17 protein-coding genes, 1 tRNA gene and 1 pseudogene are annotated in these 16,173 nt (G+C 66.2%); 12 read left to right on the forward strand and 7 right to left on the reverse strand.

Going from position 1 to position 16,173, the window contains the following annotated elements; translation table 11 throughout:
• Window positions 1–156: acyl-CoA dehydrogenase family protein (locus ACFE99_RS01400; RefSeq protein WP_375481808.1), on the reverse strand; the 156-nt coding region annotated here is incomplete at its 3' end.
• Window positions 153–1,847, reverse strand: coding sequence for an acyclic terpene utilization AtuA family protein (locus tag ACFE99_RS01405; RefSeq protein ID WP_375481711.1), 1,695 nt, complete (start codon window positions 1,845–1,847; stop codon window positions 153–155). The genes ACFE99_RS01405 and ACFE99_RS01400, both read right to left, overlap by 4 nt.
• Before the next feature lie 275 nt (window positions 1,848–2,122).
• Between ACFE99_RS01405 and rpmF the strand changes: the two genes are divergently transcribed.
• From rpmF to ACFE99_RS01435, 6 genes and pseudogenes are all read left to right on the forward strand, one after another.
• Entirely contained in the window at window positions 2,123–2,296 is a 174-nt protein-coding gene (gene rpmF, locus ACFE99_RS01410) for a 50S ribosomal protein L32 (protein ID WP_324967672.1), read from the forward strand.
• 69 nt (window positions 2,297–2,365) lie between these two features.
• Window positions 2,366–3,052: a two-component system response regulator MprA gene (mprA, locus tag ACFE99_RS01415; protein WP_375481810.1), complete on the forward strand. Its 687-nt coding sequence runs from the start codon at window positions 2,366–2,368 to the stop codon at window positions 3,050–3,052.
• A complete protein-coding gene (locus ACFE99_RS01420; RefSeq protein ID WP_375481714.1) occupies window positions 3,052–4,569 on the forward strand; it encodes an ATP-binding protein in 1,518 nt (505 codons plus the stop codon). Before mprA ends, ACFE99_RS01420 begins: the two co-directional genes overlap by 1 nt.
• Window positions 4,570–4,622: 53 nt before the next feature.
• On the forward strand, window positions 4,623–5,960 hold the full coding sequence (locus tag ACFE99_RS01425; RefSeq protein ID WP_375481716.1) for a trypsin-like peptidase domain-containing protein: 1,338 nt from the start codon (window positions 4,623–4,625) through the stop codon (window positions 5,958–5,960).
• Window positions 5,960–6,502, forward strand: coding sequence for a molybdenum cofactor biosynthesis protein B (locus ACFE99_RS01430; RefSeq protein WP_375481718.1), 543 nt, complete (start codon window positions 5,960–5,962; stop codon window positions 6,500–6,502). Before ACFE99_RS01425 ends, ACFE99_RS01430 begins: the two co-directional genes overlap by 1 nt.
• Window positions 6,503–6,696: 194 nt before the next feature.
• Window positions 6,697–6,765 (forward strand): annotated as a pseudogene (locus ACFE99_RS01435) (mechanosensitive ion channel protein MscL); the annotation flags it as partial.
• A 258-nt stretch (window positions 6,766–7,023) separates the two neighbouring features.
• On the opposite strand, the gene ACFE99_RS01440 reads toward ACFE99_RS01435, so the two are convergent.
• From ACFE99_RS01440 to ACFE99_RS01450, 3 genes are all read right to left on the reverse strand, one after another.
• Complete coding sequence (locus ACFE99_RS01440) at window positions 7,024–7,674, reverse strand: SAF domain-containing protein (RefSeq protein ID WP_375481720.1); 651 nt, start codon at window positions 7,672–7,674, stop codon at window positions 7,024–7,026.
• A 64-nt stretch (window positions 7,675–7,738) separates the two neighbouring features.
• A complete protein-coding gene (locus tag ACFE99_RS01445; protein ID WP_375481722.1) occupies window positions 7,739–8,062 on the reverse strand; it encodes an FmdB family zinc ribbon protein in 324 nt (107 codons plus the stop codon).
• A gap of 59 nt (window positions 8,063–8,121) precedes the next feature.
• Entirely contained in the window at window positions 8,122–8,730 is a 609-nt protein-coding gene (locus tag ACFE99_RS01450) for a 5-formyltetrahydrofolate cyclo-ligase (RefSeq protein ID WP_375481724.1), read from the reverse strand.
• Window positions 8,731–8,804: 74 nt separating this feature from the next.
• Between ACFE99_RS01450 and ACFE99_RS01455 the strand changes: the two genes are divergently transcribed.
• From ACFE99_RS01455 to ACFE99_RS01475, 5 genes are all read left to right on the forward strand, one after another.
• Entirely contained in the window at window positions 8,805–9,707 is a 903-nt protein-coding gene (locus tag ACFE99_RS01455; RefSeq protein WP_375481726.1) for a UTP--glucose-1-phosphate uridylyltransferase, read from the forward strand.
• A gap of 49 nt (window positions 9,708–9,756) precedes the next feature.
• Window positions 9,757–11,019: a gephyrin-like molybdotransferase Glp gene (gene glp / locus ACFE99_RS01460; RefSeq protein WP_375481728.1), complete on the forward strand. Its 1,263-nt coding sequence runs from the start codon at window positions 9,757–9,759 to the stop codon at window positions 11,017–11,019.
• Window positions 11,020–11,040: 21 nt separating this feature from the next.
• On the forward strand, window positions 11,041–11,694 hold the full coding sequence (locus ACFE99_RS01465; RefSeq protein ID WP_375481730.1) for a GNAT family N-acetyltransferase: 654 nt from the start codon (window positions 11,041–11,043) through the stop codon (window positions 11,692–11,694).
• A gap of 381 nt (window positions 11,695–12,075) precedes the next feature.
• Window positions 12,076–13,059: a gephyrin-like molybdotransferase receptor GlpR gene (gene glpR / locus ACFE99_RS01470; RefSeq protein ID WP_375481732.1), complete on the forward strand. Its 984-nt coding sequence runs from the start codon at window positions 12,076–12,078 to the stop codon at window positions 13,057–13,059.
• 51 nt (window positions 13,060–13,110) lie between these two features.
• A tRNA-Ala gene (locus tag ACFE99_RS01475) sits at window positions 13,111–13,183 on the forward strand.
• A 56-nt stretch (window positions 13,184–13,239) separates the two neighbouring features.
• On the opposite strand, the gene ACFE99_RS01480 is transcribed toward ACFE99_RS01475, so the two are convergent.
• On the reverse strand, window positions 13,240–14,076 hold the full coding sequence (locus tag ACFE99_RS01480) for an alpha/beta fold hydrolase (RefSeq protein WP_375481734.1): 837 nt from the start codon (window positions 14,074–14,076) through the stop codon (window positions 13,240–13,242).
• Window positions 14,077–14,200: 124 nt separating this feature from the next.
• Window positions 14,201–14,947 (reverse strand): class I SAM-dependent methyltransferase, encoded by a 747-nt coding sequence (locus ACFE99_RS01485; protein WP_375481736.1) that lies wholly within the window; start codon window positions 14,945–14,947, stop codon window positions 14,201–14,203.
• 239 nt (window positions 14,948–15,186) lie between these two features.
• Between ACFE99_RS01485 and ACFE99_RS01490 the strand changes: the two genes are divergently transcribed.
• Entirely contained in the window at window positions 15,187–16,140 is a 954-nt protein-coding gene (locus tag ACFE99_RS01490) for a GNAT family N-acetyltransferase (RefSeq protein ID WP_375481812.1), read from the forward strand.
• Window positions 16,141–16,173 lie beyond the last annotated feature (33 nt).

The following is a 16,173-nucleotide window of genomic DNA, read 5'->3' on the forward strand; positions in this document are numbered from 1 at the left end:
GCCCAGCAGGCCGGCCGCACCGGCGCGCAGGTGCAGCTCGCACGGCAACTCGCCGATGCGCTCCCACTCGTCGACGTGCGGCAGGATCTCGCGCTCGGCGAAGGAGCGGACCGTCTTTCGCAGCTGGTCGCGCTCGGGCGTAGTCCAGAGGTTCACAGCAGCAATTCCGAAATGTCGACGTAGCGGCTGCGCAGCCATTCGCCCAGCCCTTTGGCCTGCGGGTCGAATCGCGCTTGATAGGCCACCCCCTGGCCCAGGATGTCGTCGATGACGAAGTTCACCGCGCGCAGGTTGGGCAGCAGATGGCGGGTGACCGGCAGGTCGGCGGTCTCGGGCAGCAGCTGCCGCAGCATGTCGGAAGTCAGCGTGTTGGCCAGCCAGCGCCACTGCTGGTCGGTGCGCACCCAGACTCCGACGTTGGCCGACCCGCCCTTGTCGCCGCTGCGGGCACCGGCGATGGTTCCCAGCGGCACCCGCCGGGTGGGGCCGGCAGGCAGCGGATCGGGCAACGGCGGCTCATCGGCCTGGGCTAACTTCAGAGTCTCTGTGGCGCAGGGAATCTCGACTCGAGCACCGTCGGCGTGCACGGCGATGTGCGGCACCTCTTTGGCGTCGACATAGCCAGGTGTGAACACGCCGTAGACCTGCCCGTCGCCGGGCGGAGCAGTCACGGTGAAGCCGGGATAGCTGGCAAGCGCGAGTTCGACTGCCGCCGAGGAAAATTGGCGCCCGACGTTCGCCGGGTCAGGGTCGCGGACGATGCAGTGCAGCAGCGCGCTGGCTGCTTCTTCGGTGTCGGCGTCGACGTGATCGGTGCGTGCCAAGCTCCACTCCAGTTCGGCGGGTTTGACCGTCAAGCTGGACTCCAGTTGCCGTCGCACCAACTCGGCCTTGGCGTCGATGTCCAGTCCGGTAAGCACGAAGGTCACCGAATTGCGGAACCCGCCGATGCTGTTCAGCGACACCTTCAGCGTCGGCGGCGGCGGTTCGCCGACTACCCCGCTGATCCGCACCCGGTCGGCGCCGTCAGCTGACAGCTCGATGCTGTCCATCCGCGCGGTGACATCCGGATTGGCGTAGCGGGCGCCGCTGATCTCGTAGAGCAGCTGCGCGGTGACCGTGTCGACGCTGACCTGTCCGCCCGTGCCGGGGTGCTTGGTGATCACCGACGAGCCGTCGGCGTGGATTTCGGCCACCGGGAACCCGGCGTAGGTCAAATCGGGGACCTCAGTGAAGAACGCGTAATTGCCGCCGGTGGCCTGGACACCGCATTCGATGACGTGACCGGCGACCACCGCGCCGGCCAGCCGGTCGTAGTCGGTGCGGCCCCACCCGAAGTGCGCGGCCGCCGGCCCGACGATCACCGAGGCGTCGGTCACCCGACCGGAGACCACAACGTCGGCGCCAGCATTGAGACAGTCGACAATGCCCCAGGCGCCCAGGTACGCGTTCGCGGTCAGCGGGGTGCCCAGCCCCAGCTCATCGGCTCGAGGCAGCAGATCGTCGCCTTCGACATGCGCAACCCGCACGGGCACGCCCAGGCGCTCAGCCAGCGCGCGCACCGCCTGGGCCAGGCCGGCCGGGTTGAGGCCGCCGGCGTTGGCGACGATGCGCACGCCACGGTCGTGGGCCAGGCCGAGGCACTCCTCGAGCTGTGTCAAAAACGTCTTGGCGTAGCCGCGCTCGGGGTGCTTCATCTTGTCGCGGCCCAGAATCAGCATGGTCAGTTCGGCCAGGTAGTCGCCGGTGACGTAGTCCAGCTCGCCGCCGGTGAGCATCTCGCGCATCGCGGATAGCCGGTCGCCGTAGAAACCCGAGCAGTTTCCGATGCGGACCGCAGAGCTCATTGGCGCTTCGCTCCTCCTCATCGCATCGGTTAAGCATCGTCACCGGCGCGCCCCGGTGTGCTCCCTCCGGCCGCCCTTCAGCGCACCAACCAACCGGTAGGTTAACGGGTACCGCGGGTGTCACGTCAAGAATGCTCCTTTCAGGTAAGCGGTGCTGCAGGCGGGCCAGTTTTGGGGTAACGAGGCCAGCGACTATGGTGGACAGCAAATATCGCCATCTGCCGAAGAGCCGTTTCCATGGCGATACCCCCGTACTTAAGGAGTAAGGCCCGATCATGGCTGTGCCCAAGCGCAGAATGTCGCGCGCGAACACCCGCAGTCGGCGCGCGAATTGGAAGGCTGCCCGGCCCGAACTTGTCAACGTCACCGTGGCCGGCCAGCAGCACAAGGTGCCGCGCCGGCTGCTCAAGGCTGCTCGCCTCGGTCTCATCGATTTCGACCGTCGCTAGCCGATCGCGGGTCCGACCCGCCGCGCGCTTCTCAGGTCGCTCTCAGGCGATTGGATGACACTGGTGGCCGTGCGAATCCTTGTGGTCGACGACGATCGCGCCGTGCGCGAGTCGCTGCGTCGGTCGCTTTCCTTCAACGGCTACTCGGTGGCCCTGGCTTCCGACGGTGTCGAGGCGCTCGACATGATCGCCAGCGACCGCCCCGACGCGCTGGTGCTGGACGTGATGATGCCGCGGCTGGACGGCTTGGAAGTGTGCCGCCAGCTCCGCAGCACCGGCGACGATCTGCCGATACTGGTGCTGACTGCGCGAGACGCGATCTCGGAGCGGGTGGCGGGCCTGGACGCCGGCGCCGACGACTATCTGCCCAAGCCGTTCGCGCTCGAAGAACTGTTGGCCCGGATGCGTGCTTTGTTGCGCCGCACCAAGCCTGACGACGCAGGCGAGTCGGTAGCGATGACGTTCTCCGACCTGACGCTGGATCCGGTGACTCGCGAGGTCACCCGCGGGCAACGTCAGATCAGTTTGACGCGTACCGAATTCGCACTGCTGGAGATGCTGATCGCCAACCCGCGACGAGTATTGACCCGCAGCCGCATCCTCGAGGAGGTGTGGGGATTCGACTTTCCGACCTCCGGTAACGCGTTGGAAGTCTACGTCGGGTATCTGCGTCGCAAGACCGAAGCCGAGGGAGAGCCGCGGCTGATCCACACCGTGCGCGGTGTGGGTTACGTGCTGCGCGAAACACCACCCTGATGTCACTCTTCCGCCGCCGGCGCCGAGTACCGCTGCGAGCCACCACCTCGTTGTCTTTGCGGTGGCGGGTGATGCTGTTGGCGATGTCGATGGTGGCGATGGTCGTTGTGTTGATGGAAGCGGCTGTGTACGCGGTGATTTCCGCGGCGGCTTACAAGGAGATCGACAACCAGCTGCAAAGCCGGGCGCAAATGTTGATCGCCAGTGGATCGCTCGCCGCAGATCCTGCGAAAGCCATTGAGGGAACTGCCTATTCCGACGTCAACGCTATGCTGGTGAATCCGGGCCGTTCGGTGTACACCGCCCACCAGGAGGGCCAGACGCTGCCGGTCGGCGGGCCGGAGAAGGCGGTCATCCGCGGTGACTTGTTCATGTCCCGGCGCACCGCGGGCGACCAGCGGGTGTTGGCGATCCATCTGCCCAACGGCAGTTCGCTGCTGATCTCCAAGAGCCTGGCGCCTACCGACGCGGTCATGACGAAGCTGCGGTGGGTGCTGCTGCTCGTCGGCGGTCTCGGTGTCGCGGTTGCCGCCGTTGCCGGGGCGATGGTCACCCGCGCTGGGCTGCGTCCGGTGGCCCGCCTGACCGAAGCGGCCGAGCGGGTGGCGCGCACCGACGACCTACGGCCGATCCCGGTGTTCGGCAGTGATGAATTGGCAAGGCTCACAGAAGCATTCAACTTGATGCTGCTGGCGCTGGCTGAGTCCCGAGAACGCCAGGCGCGTCTGGTCACCGACGCCGGGCATGAACTACGCACCCCACTGACATCACTGCGCACCAATGTCGAGCTGTTGATGGCCTCGATGGAACCCGGAGCTCCGCCGCTGCCGGAGCAGGAGATGGTCGATCTGCGTGCCGATGTGCTGGCCCAAATCGAGGAATTGTCGACACTGGTAGGCGATTTGGTAGACCTCACCCGATACGATGCGGGCGAGGTAGTGCACGAACCGGTCGACATGTCCGAGCTCATCGACCGCTGCCTTGAGCGAGTCCGTCGGCGTCGCAACGACATTCAATTCGACGTCGAGCTAATTCCGTGGCAGGTGTACGGCGATTCCGGTGGTTTATCGCGCGCGGCGCTGAATCTGTTGGATAACGCGGCAAAGTGGAGCCCGTCCGGTGGGCGGGTCGGCGTGAGGATGAGACAGCTCGATGCCGCCTATGCCGAGCTGGTGGTGTCCGACAACGGCCCGGGTATCCCACCGCACGAGCGCAACCTGGTGTTCGAGCGGTTCTTCCGCTCGGCATCGGCACGTGCGATGCCCGGTTCCGGCCTGGGATTGGCGATTGTCAAGCAAGTGGTGCTTAAACACGGTGGCGCACTACGTGTGGAAGACACCGTGCCCGACGGTCAGCCACCGGGCACCTCGATATACGTGTTGCTTCCCGGGCGCCCGATACCCGGTGCGACCTATCCCACACCTCCGGTCGATGCCACCCGCACCGCAAATTCGGAAAACTCTCCGGCTCCCGCGAACGTTGTCTCAGTGCATTCTCAGGCCACGCAGGCAAGGTAGTTGCCGCTAGTGTTGAGTGCGACGCCACCTTCAAGAAAGAGCGACCCAGCGACATGACGAATCACCCGAGGTATTCGCCACCGCCGCAGCAGCCGGGATACCGCCCAACGCCCAACCAGCCGACGGCGCCCGGTTATGCCGGCCAAGGCCAGCAGTACGACTGGCGCTACCCGCAGCAGCCCGCCTACCGTCAGCCGTATGGCCCGTATGGTGGCGCTGGCCAGTGTGCCGCCGTCGGGGCACCGCTGCCGTCTTACCGCGGTGTGGGCCAAAAACGTTCTGGCGCAGGCTTGTTGGCGGTCGGCGCGCTAGCGATCGCGGTGGTGTCAGCCGGCATCGGCGGGGGAGTGGCGTCGGTGGTCGAGCAGGGCCGGCAGCCGGCAGGCAGCGCGGCCGGCACGATGGCGGGCGGCGCCGCTCCGAGCGGGCCCGCGGCCAACGCGCCGGCGGGTGCTGTAGAGCAGGTCGCCGCCAAGGTAGTTCCGAGCGTGGTCATGCTCGAGACGGACCTGGGCCGGCAGTCCGAAGAGGGCTCGGGCATCGTTTTGTCCCCCGACGGGACGATCCTGACCAACAACCACGTCGTCGCCGCTGCCGCCAAGGGCGGGCGCGATGGCGCGCCGCCCGGCGCCCTGAAAACCACGGTGACCTTCAACGACGGCCGCACCGCGCCGTTCACCGTCGTGGGAAGCGACCCGACCAGTGACATTGCAGTGGTTCGCGTTCAGGGCATGTCGGGGCTGAAACCCATCACGCTCGGATCCTCAGCGAACCTGCGTGTCGGTCAACCCGTGGTGGCGGTCGGTTCGCCGCTGGGACTAGAGGGCACGGTGACCACAGGCATCGTCAGCGCCCTCAACCGGCCAGTGTCTACCACCGGGGAGTCGGCTAATCAGAACACCGTGCTCGACGCCATCCAGACCGACGCCGCGATCAACCCCGGAAACTCCGGCGGCGCGTTGGTGAACATGAACGGCGACCTGATTGGCGTCAACTCGGCGATTGCGACCCTCGGGGCTGACTCGGCCGACTCGCAAACCGGCTCGATCGGTCTGGGCTTCGCCATTCCCATCGATCAGGCCAAGCGCATCGCCGATGAGCTGATCAGCACCGGCACCGCGACACATGCCTCGCTGGGCGTGCAGGTGACCAGTGACAAGGACACGCCGGGCGCCAAGGTGGTCGATGTGGTCCCTGACGGAGCGGCGGCCAGCGCAGGGCTGCCCAAAGGGGTCACTGTTACCAAGGTTGACGACCGCCCGATCAACAGCGCCGACGCGCTCGTTGCCGCCATCCGATCGAAGGCGCCGGGAGACAAGGTGACCCTGACCTACCAGGACCCCGGCGGCAAGCGGACCGTGCAGGTCACCCTTGGTAAGGCGGAACAGTGATGAGAGTAGCCGGGCTCCGGTCAGACCCCAGATATACGGTGGCAACTATGGAACAGCGTCCGGAGATCGTCGGAAGGGCACTGGTCGTGGTGGTCGATGACCGCACCGCGCACGGCGACGAGGACCACAGCGGCCCGCTGGTCACTGAGTTGCTCAACGAGGCAGGGTTCGTCGTCGACGGAGTGGTGGCCGTCGCCGCCGACGAGGTGGAGATCCGCAACGCGTTGAACACCGCTGTGATCGGCGGTGTGGATCTCGTGGTGTCGGTCGGCGGCACCGGTGTCACCCCTCGCGACGTCACCCCGGAAGCCACCCGCGACATTCTCGACCGCGAAATCCTCGGCATCGCCGAAGCCATCCGCGCATCGGCGCTGTCCGCCGGCATCGTCGACGCCGGGCTGTCACGCGGTCTGGCCGGGATATCGGGCAGCACGCTGGTGGTCAACCTCGCCGGTTCGCGGTATGCCGTGCGAGACGGAATGGCAACGCTCAACCCGCTGGCGGCGCAGATCATCGGTCAATTGTCGAGTTTGGAGATCTAACTCCAGCTCCGAGCGGCTGGCAATGTCCGCGACAGCCGTTGTCACGGCGCGGTCAACCCTCAATCGCCAATCGCCGTGAACCGCGCAATTTGCGCGCTCGGGGACATACCGTTCTTCGCGGTGACGTCACGTCGCCGTGCTCATTCGTGCTGACGGGAGGTGTCCGGCGTGTCCAAGGGATTCAAGAATTTGTGATGCGCGGTGACGTGATCACCGTGGCCGTCGGCCTGGTTGTGGCCTTGGCATTTTCGAACCTGGTCAAGGCCTTCACCGACAGTGTGATCAATCCCTTGGTCGCGGCCGCGCAGCCCCATGCCACCTTCGGGCTGCGCTGGCAACTCGGCACGGCCGGCAATAAGCCGACGTCTACCGGCACATCCAGAAGCGCCGGGGGGTCACAGTGGTCGGCGAGGAGCCGGCGACTAAGGCGTGCCAGCAATGCATTTCCGACATTCCCGAGGCGGCCAAGAAATGCAAGTACTGTGCCAGCGAGCAGCCGGCGTCGAGCGGCGGACAAGCGGTCAGTGCAGGGTGAGCGTCACCGTTTGAACCAGCGCCGCCCCGGCCACCGCGTGCGCGGTGCGGGCGGGCAAGGCAACGAGCACCACTCGGTCGTCGTTGCCGGTCTGCGCCTTGGGTTTTGCCGACACGAGAACCACGATGGCATCGGTTGCGACGACACGGGGAGCGTCCTTCGCGTCGGCCTCGGCCGCCAAAATGTCGACGATGTCACCGGGGCGAACCAGGTCGATTAGTGCGGGATCTGCCGGGTGCAGCGGCACGATCCGCGCACCCGGGCCGGCCGATGATTCGGCTAACCGGCTGCCCAGTAACCGGACATCGGTGAGTACCTCGCCGCGCCGTGCTGGGCCGGCCAGGGTGGAACCGACCACTCGTCCCAGCTCACTTTGCGACCCATCGGGAATGGTTGTGGCTAGCCGCTTTTCGAGCCGCACGTCGCTGGCCGTCAACGCGACGCCTGGGCTGAGGTCACGTCCGGCGACCACGACGTCTGCACGGTCACCGTCAGGGTTCGACCGCAAGGCCGCGATACCGGCCAGCACCACCAAGGCAGCGGCGCCCACGCGACGAGCCAGGACAGTGCGGGTCCAGTCGGGACGCAGTGCCTGCGTGATCTGGGTCAGCAGCGATGGGTTGAGCGACTCGCGCATGCCGCAACGCTAGGCACGCCACAGCTGCAGGACTGCCGGTCGCGGCCGTGCCTGTGGATAACGCCTAGGCCGCCGCCGTGCTGGAGGATGCGGTCGACTTCTCGGCTGAGCCGCTCTTCTCGCTGGAGCTCTTCTCGCTGGAGCTCTTCTCGGTGGAGCTCTTCTCGGTGGAGCTCTTCTCGCCCGAACCGTTGCTCGAGCTCTTCGCCGCCTCCCGACTGTCAGTTCGGTAAAAGCCGCTGCCCTTGAACACCACGCCGACGGAGTTGAAGATTTTGCGGAGCCGCCCGGAGCAACGCTGACAGGTGGTCAGCGCGTCGTCGGTGAAGGCCTGCACAATGTCGAAGCGGTTGTCGCATTCGGTGCACGCGTAGCTGTAGGTCGGCACGGAAACCTCCGAGTGTGATGAGCTTCGTTAGCACTCTACCGTCTCAAGTGCTAGAACCGCTACATTGGTCGCGTCATTCCGGCGCTGTGCAGAGCGATCGCCCCGCGCCCGGGTGTGAGGGCATGCGTCATCGGCACGTCGTGCGGTTCGCACGGCAGCTCCTCGACCAGCTCCTGGTCACGCACCACTGCAACCAGCTCCGCGTGCGGGTCCCGACACACCAGCGAGCGATCGTAGAAGCCGCGGCCACGGCCCAGCCGCACTCCACGGCGGTCGACCGCTAGTGCTGGAATTAGCACCAGGCTCGCGTCGGCCACCGCCGACGCCGGCAACCATGGCTCGGCCGGTTCGAGCAGGCCAAACCGCCCGGCCACCAGTCGACCGGGCCGGTACTCGCCCCAACGCAGCGGCATCGGCGTGTCGTCGGCCGTCGTGCGCGCGACTGGCAGCAACACCCGGCCTGCGCGGCGCAGCAACACGTCGAGCATGTCGATCGACCCGGGCTCTGCGCCGACCGGCACATAAGCGCAGACAGTGCCGGCGCTTTTCACCAGCAGCTTTAGGTGCTCGGTGAGCGCGCGGGCCTCGGCCGCGCGTACGTCGTCGGAGATCGAGCGGCGAGCAGTCAGCAGCTGCTCTCGCAACGCTGCCTTACCGACGGTGCCCATCTCCCAACGATGACAGCACCAGCTTTCGTACCGCCACACCGGTCGGGCAGCCCAGTGCGGTTATCGTGTGACCCATGGCGCGCGCATACGTTCCCCCCACGGCGGTCGTGCCCGCGGCCGGTTTGGGCACCCGGTTTTTGCCGACCACGAAAACGGTGCCCAAAGAGCTGCTGCCGGTAGTCGACACCCCCGGCATCGAGCTGGTGGCCGCCGAGGCGGCCGAGGTCGGTGCCGAACGGCTGGTGATCATCACCTCGCAGGGCAAAGACAGCGTGGTCGCGCATTTCGTCGAAGACTTGGTGCTGGAGGGCACCCTCGAGGCTCGCGGCAAAAAAGACATGCTGGACAAGGTTCGCCGAGCACCGCAGCTGATCAAGGTCGAGTCCGTGGTGCAGGACGAGCCGCTCGGCTTGGGCCACGCCATCAGCTGTGTGGAGCCGGTGCTGTCGGCCGACGAGGACGTGATTGCGGTGCTGCTGCCCGACGACCTGGTGTTGCCCACCGGTGTGCTGGAGACAATGTCGAAGGTGCGGGCCGAACATGGCGGCACCGTGTTGTGTGCAATCGAGGTCTCGCTGGAGGAGACCAGCGCATACGGGGTCTTCGACGTCGAGCCCGTTGCCAACGCAGGCAAGGACGTACTCAAGGTCAACGGGATGGTCGAAAAACCCAAGCCGGAGGAGGCTCCCTCAAGGTATGCGGCCGCCGGCCGCTACGTGCTCGACCGCGCCATCTTCGATGCGCTGCGGCAGACCGAACGCGGCGCGGGAGGCGAGGTGCAGCTCACCGATGCAATCGCGCTGCTGATCAAGGAAGGCCATCCCGTGCATGTCGTGGTGCATCGCGGGTCTCGACACGACCTGGGAAATCCCGGCGGCTACCTCAAGGCTGCGGTTGACTTTGCACTGGACCGTGACGACTACGGCCCGGACTTGCGGGAATGGTTGGTGGCGCGGTTAGGCCTGACCAGGCAGTAGCGATCTGTCGGGCCTGAACTTCTCAAGGCTTACGGCAGGAAGGCGTGCTGTGCGTTCGGTGGAGGAACAGCAAGCCCGGGTGTCGGCGGCCGCGGTGGCGCCCAGGCCGGTGCGGGTCGCGATCGCGGAGGCGCAAGGTCTGATGTGCGCCGAAGAAGTGGTGACTGAACGCCCACTGCCCGGCTTCGACCAGGCCGCGATCGACGGCTATGCGGTACGCAGCGTCGACGTGCTCAATGTCGGCGACTCTGATCACCCCGACGACGAGGGTGGCGGCGGGGAGGCGAGCCTGCCGGTGATGGGGACGATCGAGGCCGGTGCCCGCACCGCCGGAAGACTGCAGCCCCGCCAGGCCGTTCGGGTGCAGACCGGAGCGCCGCTGCCCACTTTGGCCGACGCGGTGCTGCCGTTGCACTGGACCGACGGCGGACAGTCTCGGGTGCGGGTGCTGCGCGGTGTGCGGTCCGGTGCCTATGTGCGCAGAACCGGCGATGATGTGCAGCCCGGTGACGTTGCTGTGCGAGCCGGAACGATCATCGGTCCCGCCCAGGTCGGACTGCTGGCTGCGGTGGGGCGCGAACGTGTGTTGGTCCACCCGCGTCCGCGGCTGTCGGTGATGGCGGTCGGCGGCGAACTGGTCGATATCTCGCGCACGCCAGGCCCAGGCCAGGTCTACGACGTGAACTGCTACGCCCTGGCGGCAGCCGGTCGCGACGCCGGAGCCGAGGTCAATCGCATCGGCATCGTCAGCAGCGATCCCAAGCAGCTCCGCGATGCCGTCGAGGGTCAGATCAACCGCGCCGAGATCGTCGTCATCGCAGGCGCGGTGGGCGGCGCGGCCGCCGAGGCGGTGTGCTCGGTGCTTTCGGAACTCGGCGAGATGGAGGTCACCCGCGTGGCCATGCACCCGGGATCCGTTCAGGGCTTTGGTCAGCTGGGTCGCGAGGGGGTGCCGACGTTTCTGCTGCCGGCTAACCCGGTGAGCGCGTTGGTGGTCTTCGAGGTGATGGTGCGACCGCTGATCCGGCTCTCGCTGGGCAAGCGACAGCCGATGCGTCGCGTGGTGCAGGCCCGGACGCTGTCGCCGATCACGTCGGTGCGCGGACGCAAGGGATATCTGCGCGGGCAGCTGATGCGCGATCAGGACACCGGCGAATATCTGGTGCAGGCTCTCGGCGGCGCCCCGGGCGCCTCATCGCATTTGCTGGCAACCCTGGCTGAGGCAAACTGTCTAGTGATGGTTCCCAGTGAGACCGAGCAGATTCGCACCGGCGAGATCGTCGACGTCGCCTTCCTGGCTCAGCGTGGTTGAGCGGTACGACGGCATACTCCCGTGAACCTGTGGCGCACCAGTTTCCGACATCCCGGGTGGCCGATGGTCGTCGGGCCACTGCGGGTTCCTGCGGGCGTCATCCGGCTGCGGCCGGTGCGGATGCGCGATGCCGCCCAATGGAGCCGCATCCGGTTGGCCGACCGCGCTCATCTGGAGCCGTGGGAGCCCACCACCGGGGCGGATTGGACCGTCCGGCATACGGTTTCGTCGTGGCCGGCGGTGTGCTCGAGTCTGCGTTCCGAAGCCCGCAAAGGCCGGATGCTGCCGTACGCGATCGAGCTGGACGGCGAATTCTGCGGTCAGCTGACCATCGGCAACGTCATTCACGGGGCGTTGCGGTCGGCATGGATCGGCTACTGGGTGTCTAGCTCAGCGACCGGCCGGGGAGTGGCTACCGGAGCGCTGGCGTTGGGACTCGACCACTGCTTCGGCCCGGTGACATTGCATCGCGTGGAGGCCACCGTGCGACCCGAGAATGTGGCCAGCCGCGCCGTGCTGGCAAAAGTTGGCTTCCGAGAAGAGGGCTTGCTGCGGCGCTACCTCGAGGTGGACGGGGGCTGGCGTGACCACTTGTTGATGGGACTCACGGTCGAAGACGTGTACGGGACGGTGACCTCGACGCTGGTCCAGGACGGACACGCCAGCTGGGCCTAGGTCCCTGGGCGTTTTCCAGTGGCCACAGCCAAGCCGCCCCGGGGCAAGCTGGCATGACATGGTTCTGGAAATCGATGGCGTATGTGATATCCGCGCTCGATTCGCACCGGGCCGCGAATTCGCTTGCGGTGCAACACCTCTTTGCTTGAGGCCGGTTTAGGGCCCCGCTTGATAGCGCATGCGCCGTCAAGTTAGAGAAGGCGCTGATCCCGAGAGTACGGACGGCGGGACTGGCCAATTCGGGGAAACTCCCGTCGGGAATCGGCTTCTGCTGGTGTTACCTAAGTGACATTTGTGGTTTGCGGTGCTTGTAATGAGCAAATTACAGGTGTGTAATTGTCCTGGCCGGCTGCGCTCGAGCCGGGAAAGGAGCAGGTCACCATGCCAAGCGTCCCGCAATCGTTGCTGTGGATTTCGTTGGTGGTGCTGTGGCTGTTCGTGCTGGTTCCGATGCTGATCAGCAAGCGGGATGCGGTACGGCGCACCAGCGACGTGGCATTGGCGACCCGGGTGCTCAACAGCGCCGCCGGGGCTCGGCTGCTGAGACGCACTGGGCCCGCGGCGGGACATCGCAGCGATCCCGACTGGCAACCACAGGAAAGCGCCGATCTCGACGACGACCTCGATGACGACTCAGTGGCGACACAGCCGGGGGCGCAGGGGGCTGCAGTCATGGCCGCTGTCGAATCCACTGACTCCGATGACGAGGGCTCGGGGGCGCAGCCAATAGAAAGTGCCGCCGACGAATCCGAGGCCGAGCCGGTCGCCGAGGAGCGGACCGCTGCTGCCGAAATCAGCGAAGCTGAAGTCGACGATACGGTCGGCGACGAGGAGGATGACGAACCCGACGAGGACGCCGCTCAATACGAGTATGTGGACGACACGTCCGGTATCGAGGTCGCGGCCGAACCGTCGACGGTGACAATTCCAGTGTCGGCGCGGCGTCATCGGTACGCATCGAAGAGCGCCGCTGCTGTCAGTGCTCGCAAATTCCGGTTCCGCAGGCGGATGGTCATGACCATGGCGCTGAGCCTGCTGGCCTCGGCGCTGGTGGCGTATCTGGTGACGCCGACAGCGTGGTGGGTCTGCGGTGGCGCCTGTGTGGTGACGGTCCTCTATTTGGCGTACCTGCGCCGGCAGACCCGGATTGAGCAGCGGCTGCGGCGTCGGCGGATGCAGCGGGTGGCGCGGTCGAGGCTCGGCGTGGAGAACACCTACGACCGCGAGTTCGACGTGGTGCCTGCGCGGCTGCGGCGCCCGGGCGCGGTGGTGCTGGAGATCGACGACGAAGACCCGATCTTCGAACACCTCGATTATGCGTCGCTGGCGCGCCACTACGACCTGCCACGCGCGGCCGGTCAGTAGCGCTGCGGGTTTTAGCTGCCGGCGCCGTGACTGGTAGCCTGCTAGCGGCTAGGGGCTATGGCGCAGTTGGTAGCGCGACTCGTTCGCATCGAGTAGGTCAGGGGTTCGAATCCCCTTAGCTCCACAGAGTTCGAGCAGGTCAACGGCAGGCGCACACCGTTGATGCCCGCAGCCCGGGTTCTATGCGGTGATTGCCGCTATCGCGTCGATCACCGCGTCGGGATTATCAAGGGAGACAAAGGTTTTCGCGTCAGACACCTCGATCAGCTTCCCGTTGCTGAACAACCCGGCCAGGCGTCGGCCCAGGTCCGGGGTGAAGCAGCGGTCCCGCTGCCCCCACACCAATGTGACCGGCTTGGTGAATCGCGGTAGGCGGGTAGCGACGTCGGTTAGATCGGCGGTGGCGACTTGACGCAGCAGCGCCGCCAGGTCGCGGCAGATGCGTGAGTCGTTGAGGCAGGGTTGTAGCCAGGCGGCGGTGAGTTGCGGATCTGGGTGGTTGACCAGCAGGCCAAAGCCCAGAGGCGAGTGACGCAGCGGCCTGAATCGCAGTTGTCCGAATAGCGCCTTGATCGAGATCGGTCCGCGAAGCAATCCGAACACGATGTCGAACGGGAAGGGCGGGCACTTGTCGAACGCGTCGCAGTTGGTGAGCACCAGGCGGCCGATCCGGTCCGGATAGGCGTCGACGACCAGTTGGCATATCCCACCTCCGGTGTCGCTGCCGACCAGCGTCACATCGGAAAGATCCAGGGCGACGATCGCGTCGTTGATCATCTCCGCGACACCGGGCAGCGATAGCGCGGTGGCCTCATTGACAGGGATGATGTGTGAGCCCAGCGGCCAAGTCGGCACGATGCAGCGGAAACCGCGGCGCGCCAGGCCTTCGGCGACCTCCCGCCACAGTTGGCCGTCGACCAGAATCCCGTGGACGAACAGCACCGGCGGGTGGGCTGAATCCTGCGGTCCGAACTCCTGGTATTGAATGGTGGCCTGTCTGAGCATGACCTCTGCCATGTGCGTCGTCCCTCCTCGATCAGGCGGCATCAGCCCCGCTCCCATCGAAGTTCAACGCGGCTGCCAGATCCACGCAGTGGACTGCCAAATACTGCCAACATCCAGCACTCGATGCAGGGGCTCGTCATCCCCGCTTACCGGCAGCCACGAACTGCAGCGCGCGTTGGGTCTGCTGTTCGACCTCGACCAGGCCGGCCGCCGAAAACAGGTCAACGAATGCATGCCGGTCGAATAGCCGCAGCCCGATCATCCGCGCACCTGTCGTCATGGCGTAGCGGACCGGTGCCGGTTGCCTGGCATAGCTGGTCAGAATGGCGATCCGGCCACCCGGCCGCAGCACCCGCACCATCTCGCGGGCGACCCGGAAGGGATCCGGCATCAAGTACAGCGCCCCGAAACAGCAAACAGCGTCGAACGTGTCCTCCCCGAACGGCAATGTGCCGGCGTCGCCGCGCACGTAGCAGATTCCCGGTCCGCTGTTGTCGGCGACGGCTCGAGTCAGCATCGGCTCGGAAATGTCGAAGCCGACGGCCAGGCCGCCCGGCGGCATTTGCCGCGCCAGCGGACCGGTGAAGTTGCCCGGACCGCACGCAACATCAAGCAATCGATTGGCTAGCGACAACCGCAAAGCCGCCGACGCGCGGCGCTGTTCGGCCCTGGTCGTGACGCCGCTGGCAACGTAGAACGCGGCCGGCCGCCACAACCGCTCATACACGGTCGCCACGAACGGGCTGTTCATCGCCCGCTGGGCAAACGTCGGCGCAGACGGCTCGGTCGATTCACCCAATACGTCGAGATATCCATGTCGCACCGAGGCGGGCCTGTCGAGGAGGCCGCGGGTCAGCTCAAGCGCGTCATCGCTGCTGTGCATTGGTGGAGTCTGACGTGCCGTTGCCTGTGGGCGCACACCGGGCCGGGTGCATCCTTGCCGCATCAGCTGGCGACCCCATAGCCTGGGCAAGTTGGATCGCGGGCGAAAGTTCTGCGACCCGGCGACGATGACCAGGGGGTGACGGTCATGGCAATGCGGTCGCGGCCCTGCGTGGGCCGCACGTCGGGGATGCCGCGGTGACCGAACTGACCAGCCTGCGCGCCGACGAACTCGCAGCCATGGACATCTTCGCCGGATGTCCCGCTGAGGACCTGATGCCGTTGGCCGCTAGCCTGCAGCCCCTGCAGGCGACCGCTGGTCAGGTGCTGATGCGGCAAGGTGAGCAGGCCGTTTCCTTCCTTCTCATCTCGTCCGGAACCGCCGAGGTCAAGCACATCGGCGACGACGACGTCGTGATCGTCGAGCACGTGTCTGCCGGCATGATCGTCGGGGAAATCGCACTGTTACGCGACATCCCGCGCACCGCCACCGTCACCACCACGACACCGTTGACCGGTTGGATCGGCGACAGCGACGCTTTCGCCCGGATGGTGCATATCCCCGGCATCATGCAGCGGCTCATTCGCACCGCCCGCCAGCGGCTGGCCGCTTTCGTCGCGCCGATCCCGATCCGACTTCGCGACGGAACCGAACTGCTGCTTCGCCCGGTGCTGCCCGGCGACAGTGAGAAAACCGCGCAGGGACACGTCGAATTCTCCAACGAGACGCTGTACCGCCGGTTCATGTCGGCCCGAAGCCCCAGCCCGGCTCTGATGGACTATCTGTTCGAGGTCGACTATGTCGACCACTTCGTCTGGGTGGTGACCGACGCCGAAGGGTATCCCGTCGCTGACGCACGCTTCGTTCGCGACGAGCACGACCCGACGCTCGCCGAGATCGCGTTTATCGTCGCCGATCCCTACCAAGGCCGTGGGCTGGGTAGCTTTTTGATCGGTGCCCTGGCGGTAGCAGCCCGGGTGGCCGGAGTCGAAAAGTTTTGTGGCCGAATGCTTTCTGACAACCTGCCAATGCGCACGATCATGGATCATTACGGCGCGCGCTGGGAGCGTGACGATGTAGGCGTGGTCACCACGGTGATCGATGTGCCCCAGCTGCGCAACCTGCCTTTTGGACGAGATATGGCGAATCAAATCAAACGGGTTGCCCTGCAAGTGATTCAAGCTGTCGGCTGACTCGCCGCGCTGCGCACCGGCGGCGTGTCGGCG

The sequence above is a fragment of the uncultured Mycobacterium sp. genome, from assembly GCF_964249325.1.
Lineage (GTDB): Bacteria > Actinomycetota > Actinomycetes > Mycobacteriales > Mycobacteriaceae > Mycobacterium.

Excerpts from the sequence above, each read along its gene's own strand:
- ACFE99_RS01420 (WP_375481714.1), top strand. The coding sequence starts at position 3,052 with ATGTCACTCTTCCGCCGCCGGCGCCGAGTACCGCTGCGAGCCACCACC.
- rpmF (WP_324967672.1), top strand. The coding sequence starts at position 2,123 with ATGGCTGTGCCCAAGCGCAGAATGTCGCGCGCGAACACCCGCAGTCGG.
- ACFE99_RS01455 (WP_375481726.1), top strand. The coding sequence starts at position 8,805 with ATGGCGCGCGCATACGTTCCCCCCACGGCGGTCGTGCCCGCGGCCGGT.
- ACFE99_RS01490 (WP_375481812.1), top strand. The coding sequence starts at position 15,187 with ATGGACATCTTCGCCGGATGTCCCGCTGAGGACCTGATGCCGTTGGCC.
- ACFE99_RS01430 (WP_375481718.1), top strand. The coding sequence starts at position 5,960 with ATGAGAGTAGCCGGGCTCCGGTCAGACCCCAGATATACGGTGGCAACT.
- ACFE99_RS01450 (WP_375481724.1), bottom strand. The coding sequence starts at position 8,730 with ATGGGCACCGTCGGTAAGGCAGCGTTGCGAGAGCAGCTGCTGACTGCT.
- glpR (WP_375481732.1), top strand. The coding sequence starts at position 12,076 with ATGCCAAGCGTCCCGCAATCGTTGCTGTGGATTTCGTTGGTGGTGCTG.
- ACFE99_RS01405 (WP_375481711.1), bottom strand. The coding sequence starts at position 1,847 with ATGAGCTCTGCGGTCCGCATCGGAAACTGCTCGGGTTTCTACGGCGAC.
- ACFE99_RS01440 (WP_375481720.1), bottom strand. The coding sequence starts at position 7,674 with ATGCGCGAGTCGCTCAACCCATCGCTGCTGACCCAGATCACGCAGGCA.
- ACFE99_RS01480 (WP_375481734.1), bottom strand. The coding sequence starts at position 14,076 with ATGGCAGAGGTCATGCTCAGACAGGCCACCATTCAATACCAGGAGTTC.
- ACFE99_RS01425 (WP_375481716.1), top strand. The coding sequence starts at position 4,623 with ATGACGAATCACCCGAGGTATTCGCCACCGCCGCAGCAGCCGGGATAC.
- ACFE99_RS01485 (WP_375481736.1), bottom strand. The coding sequence starts at position 14,947 with ATGCACAGCAGCGATGACGCGCTTGAGCTGACCCGCGGCCTCCTCGAC.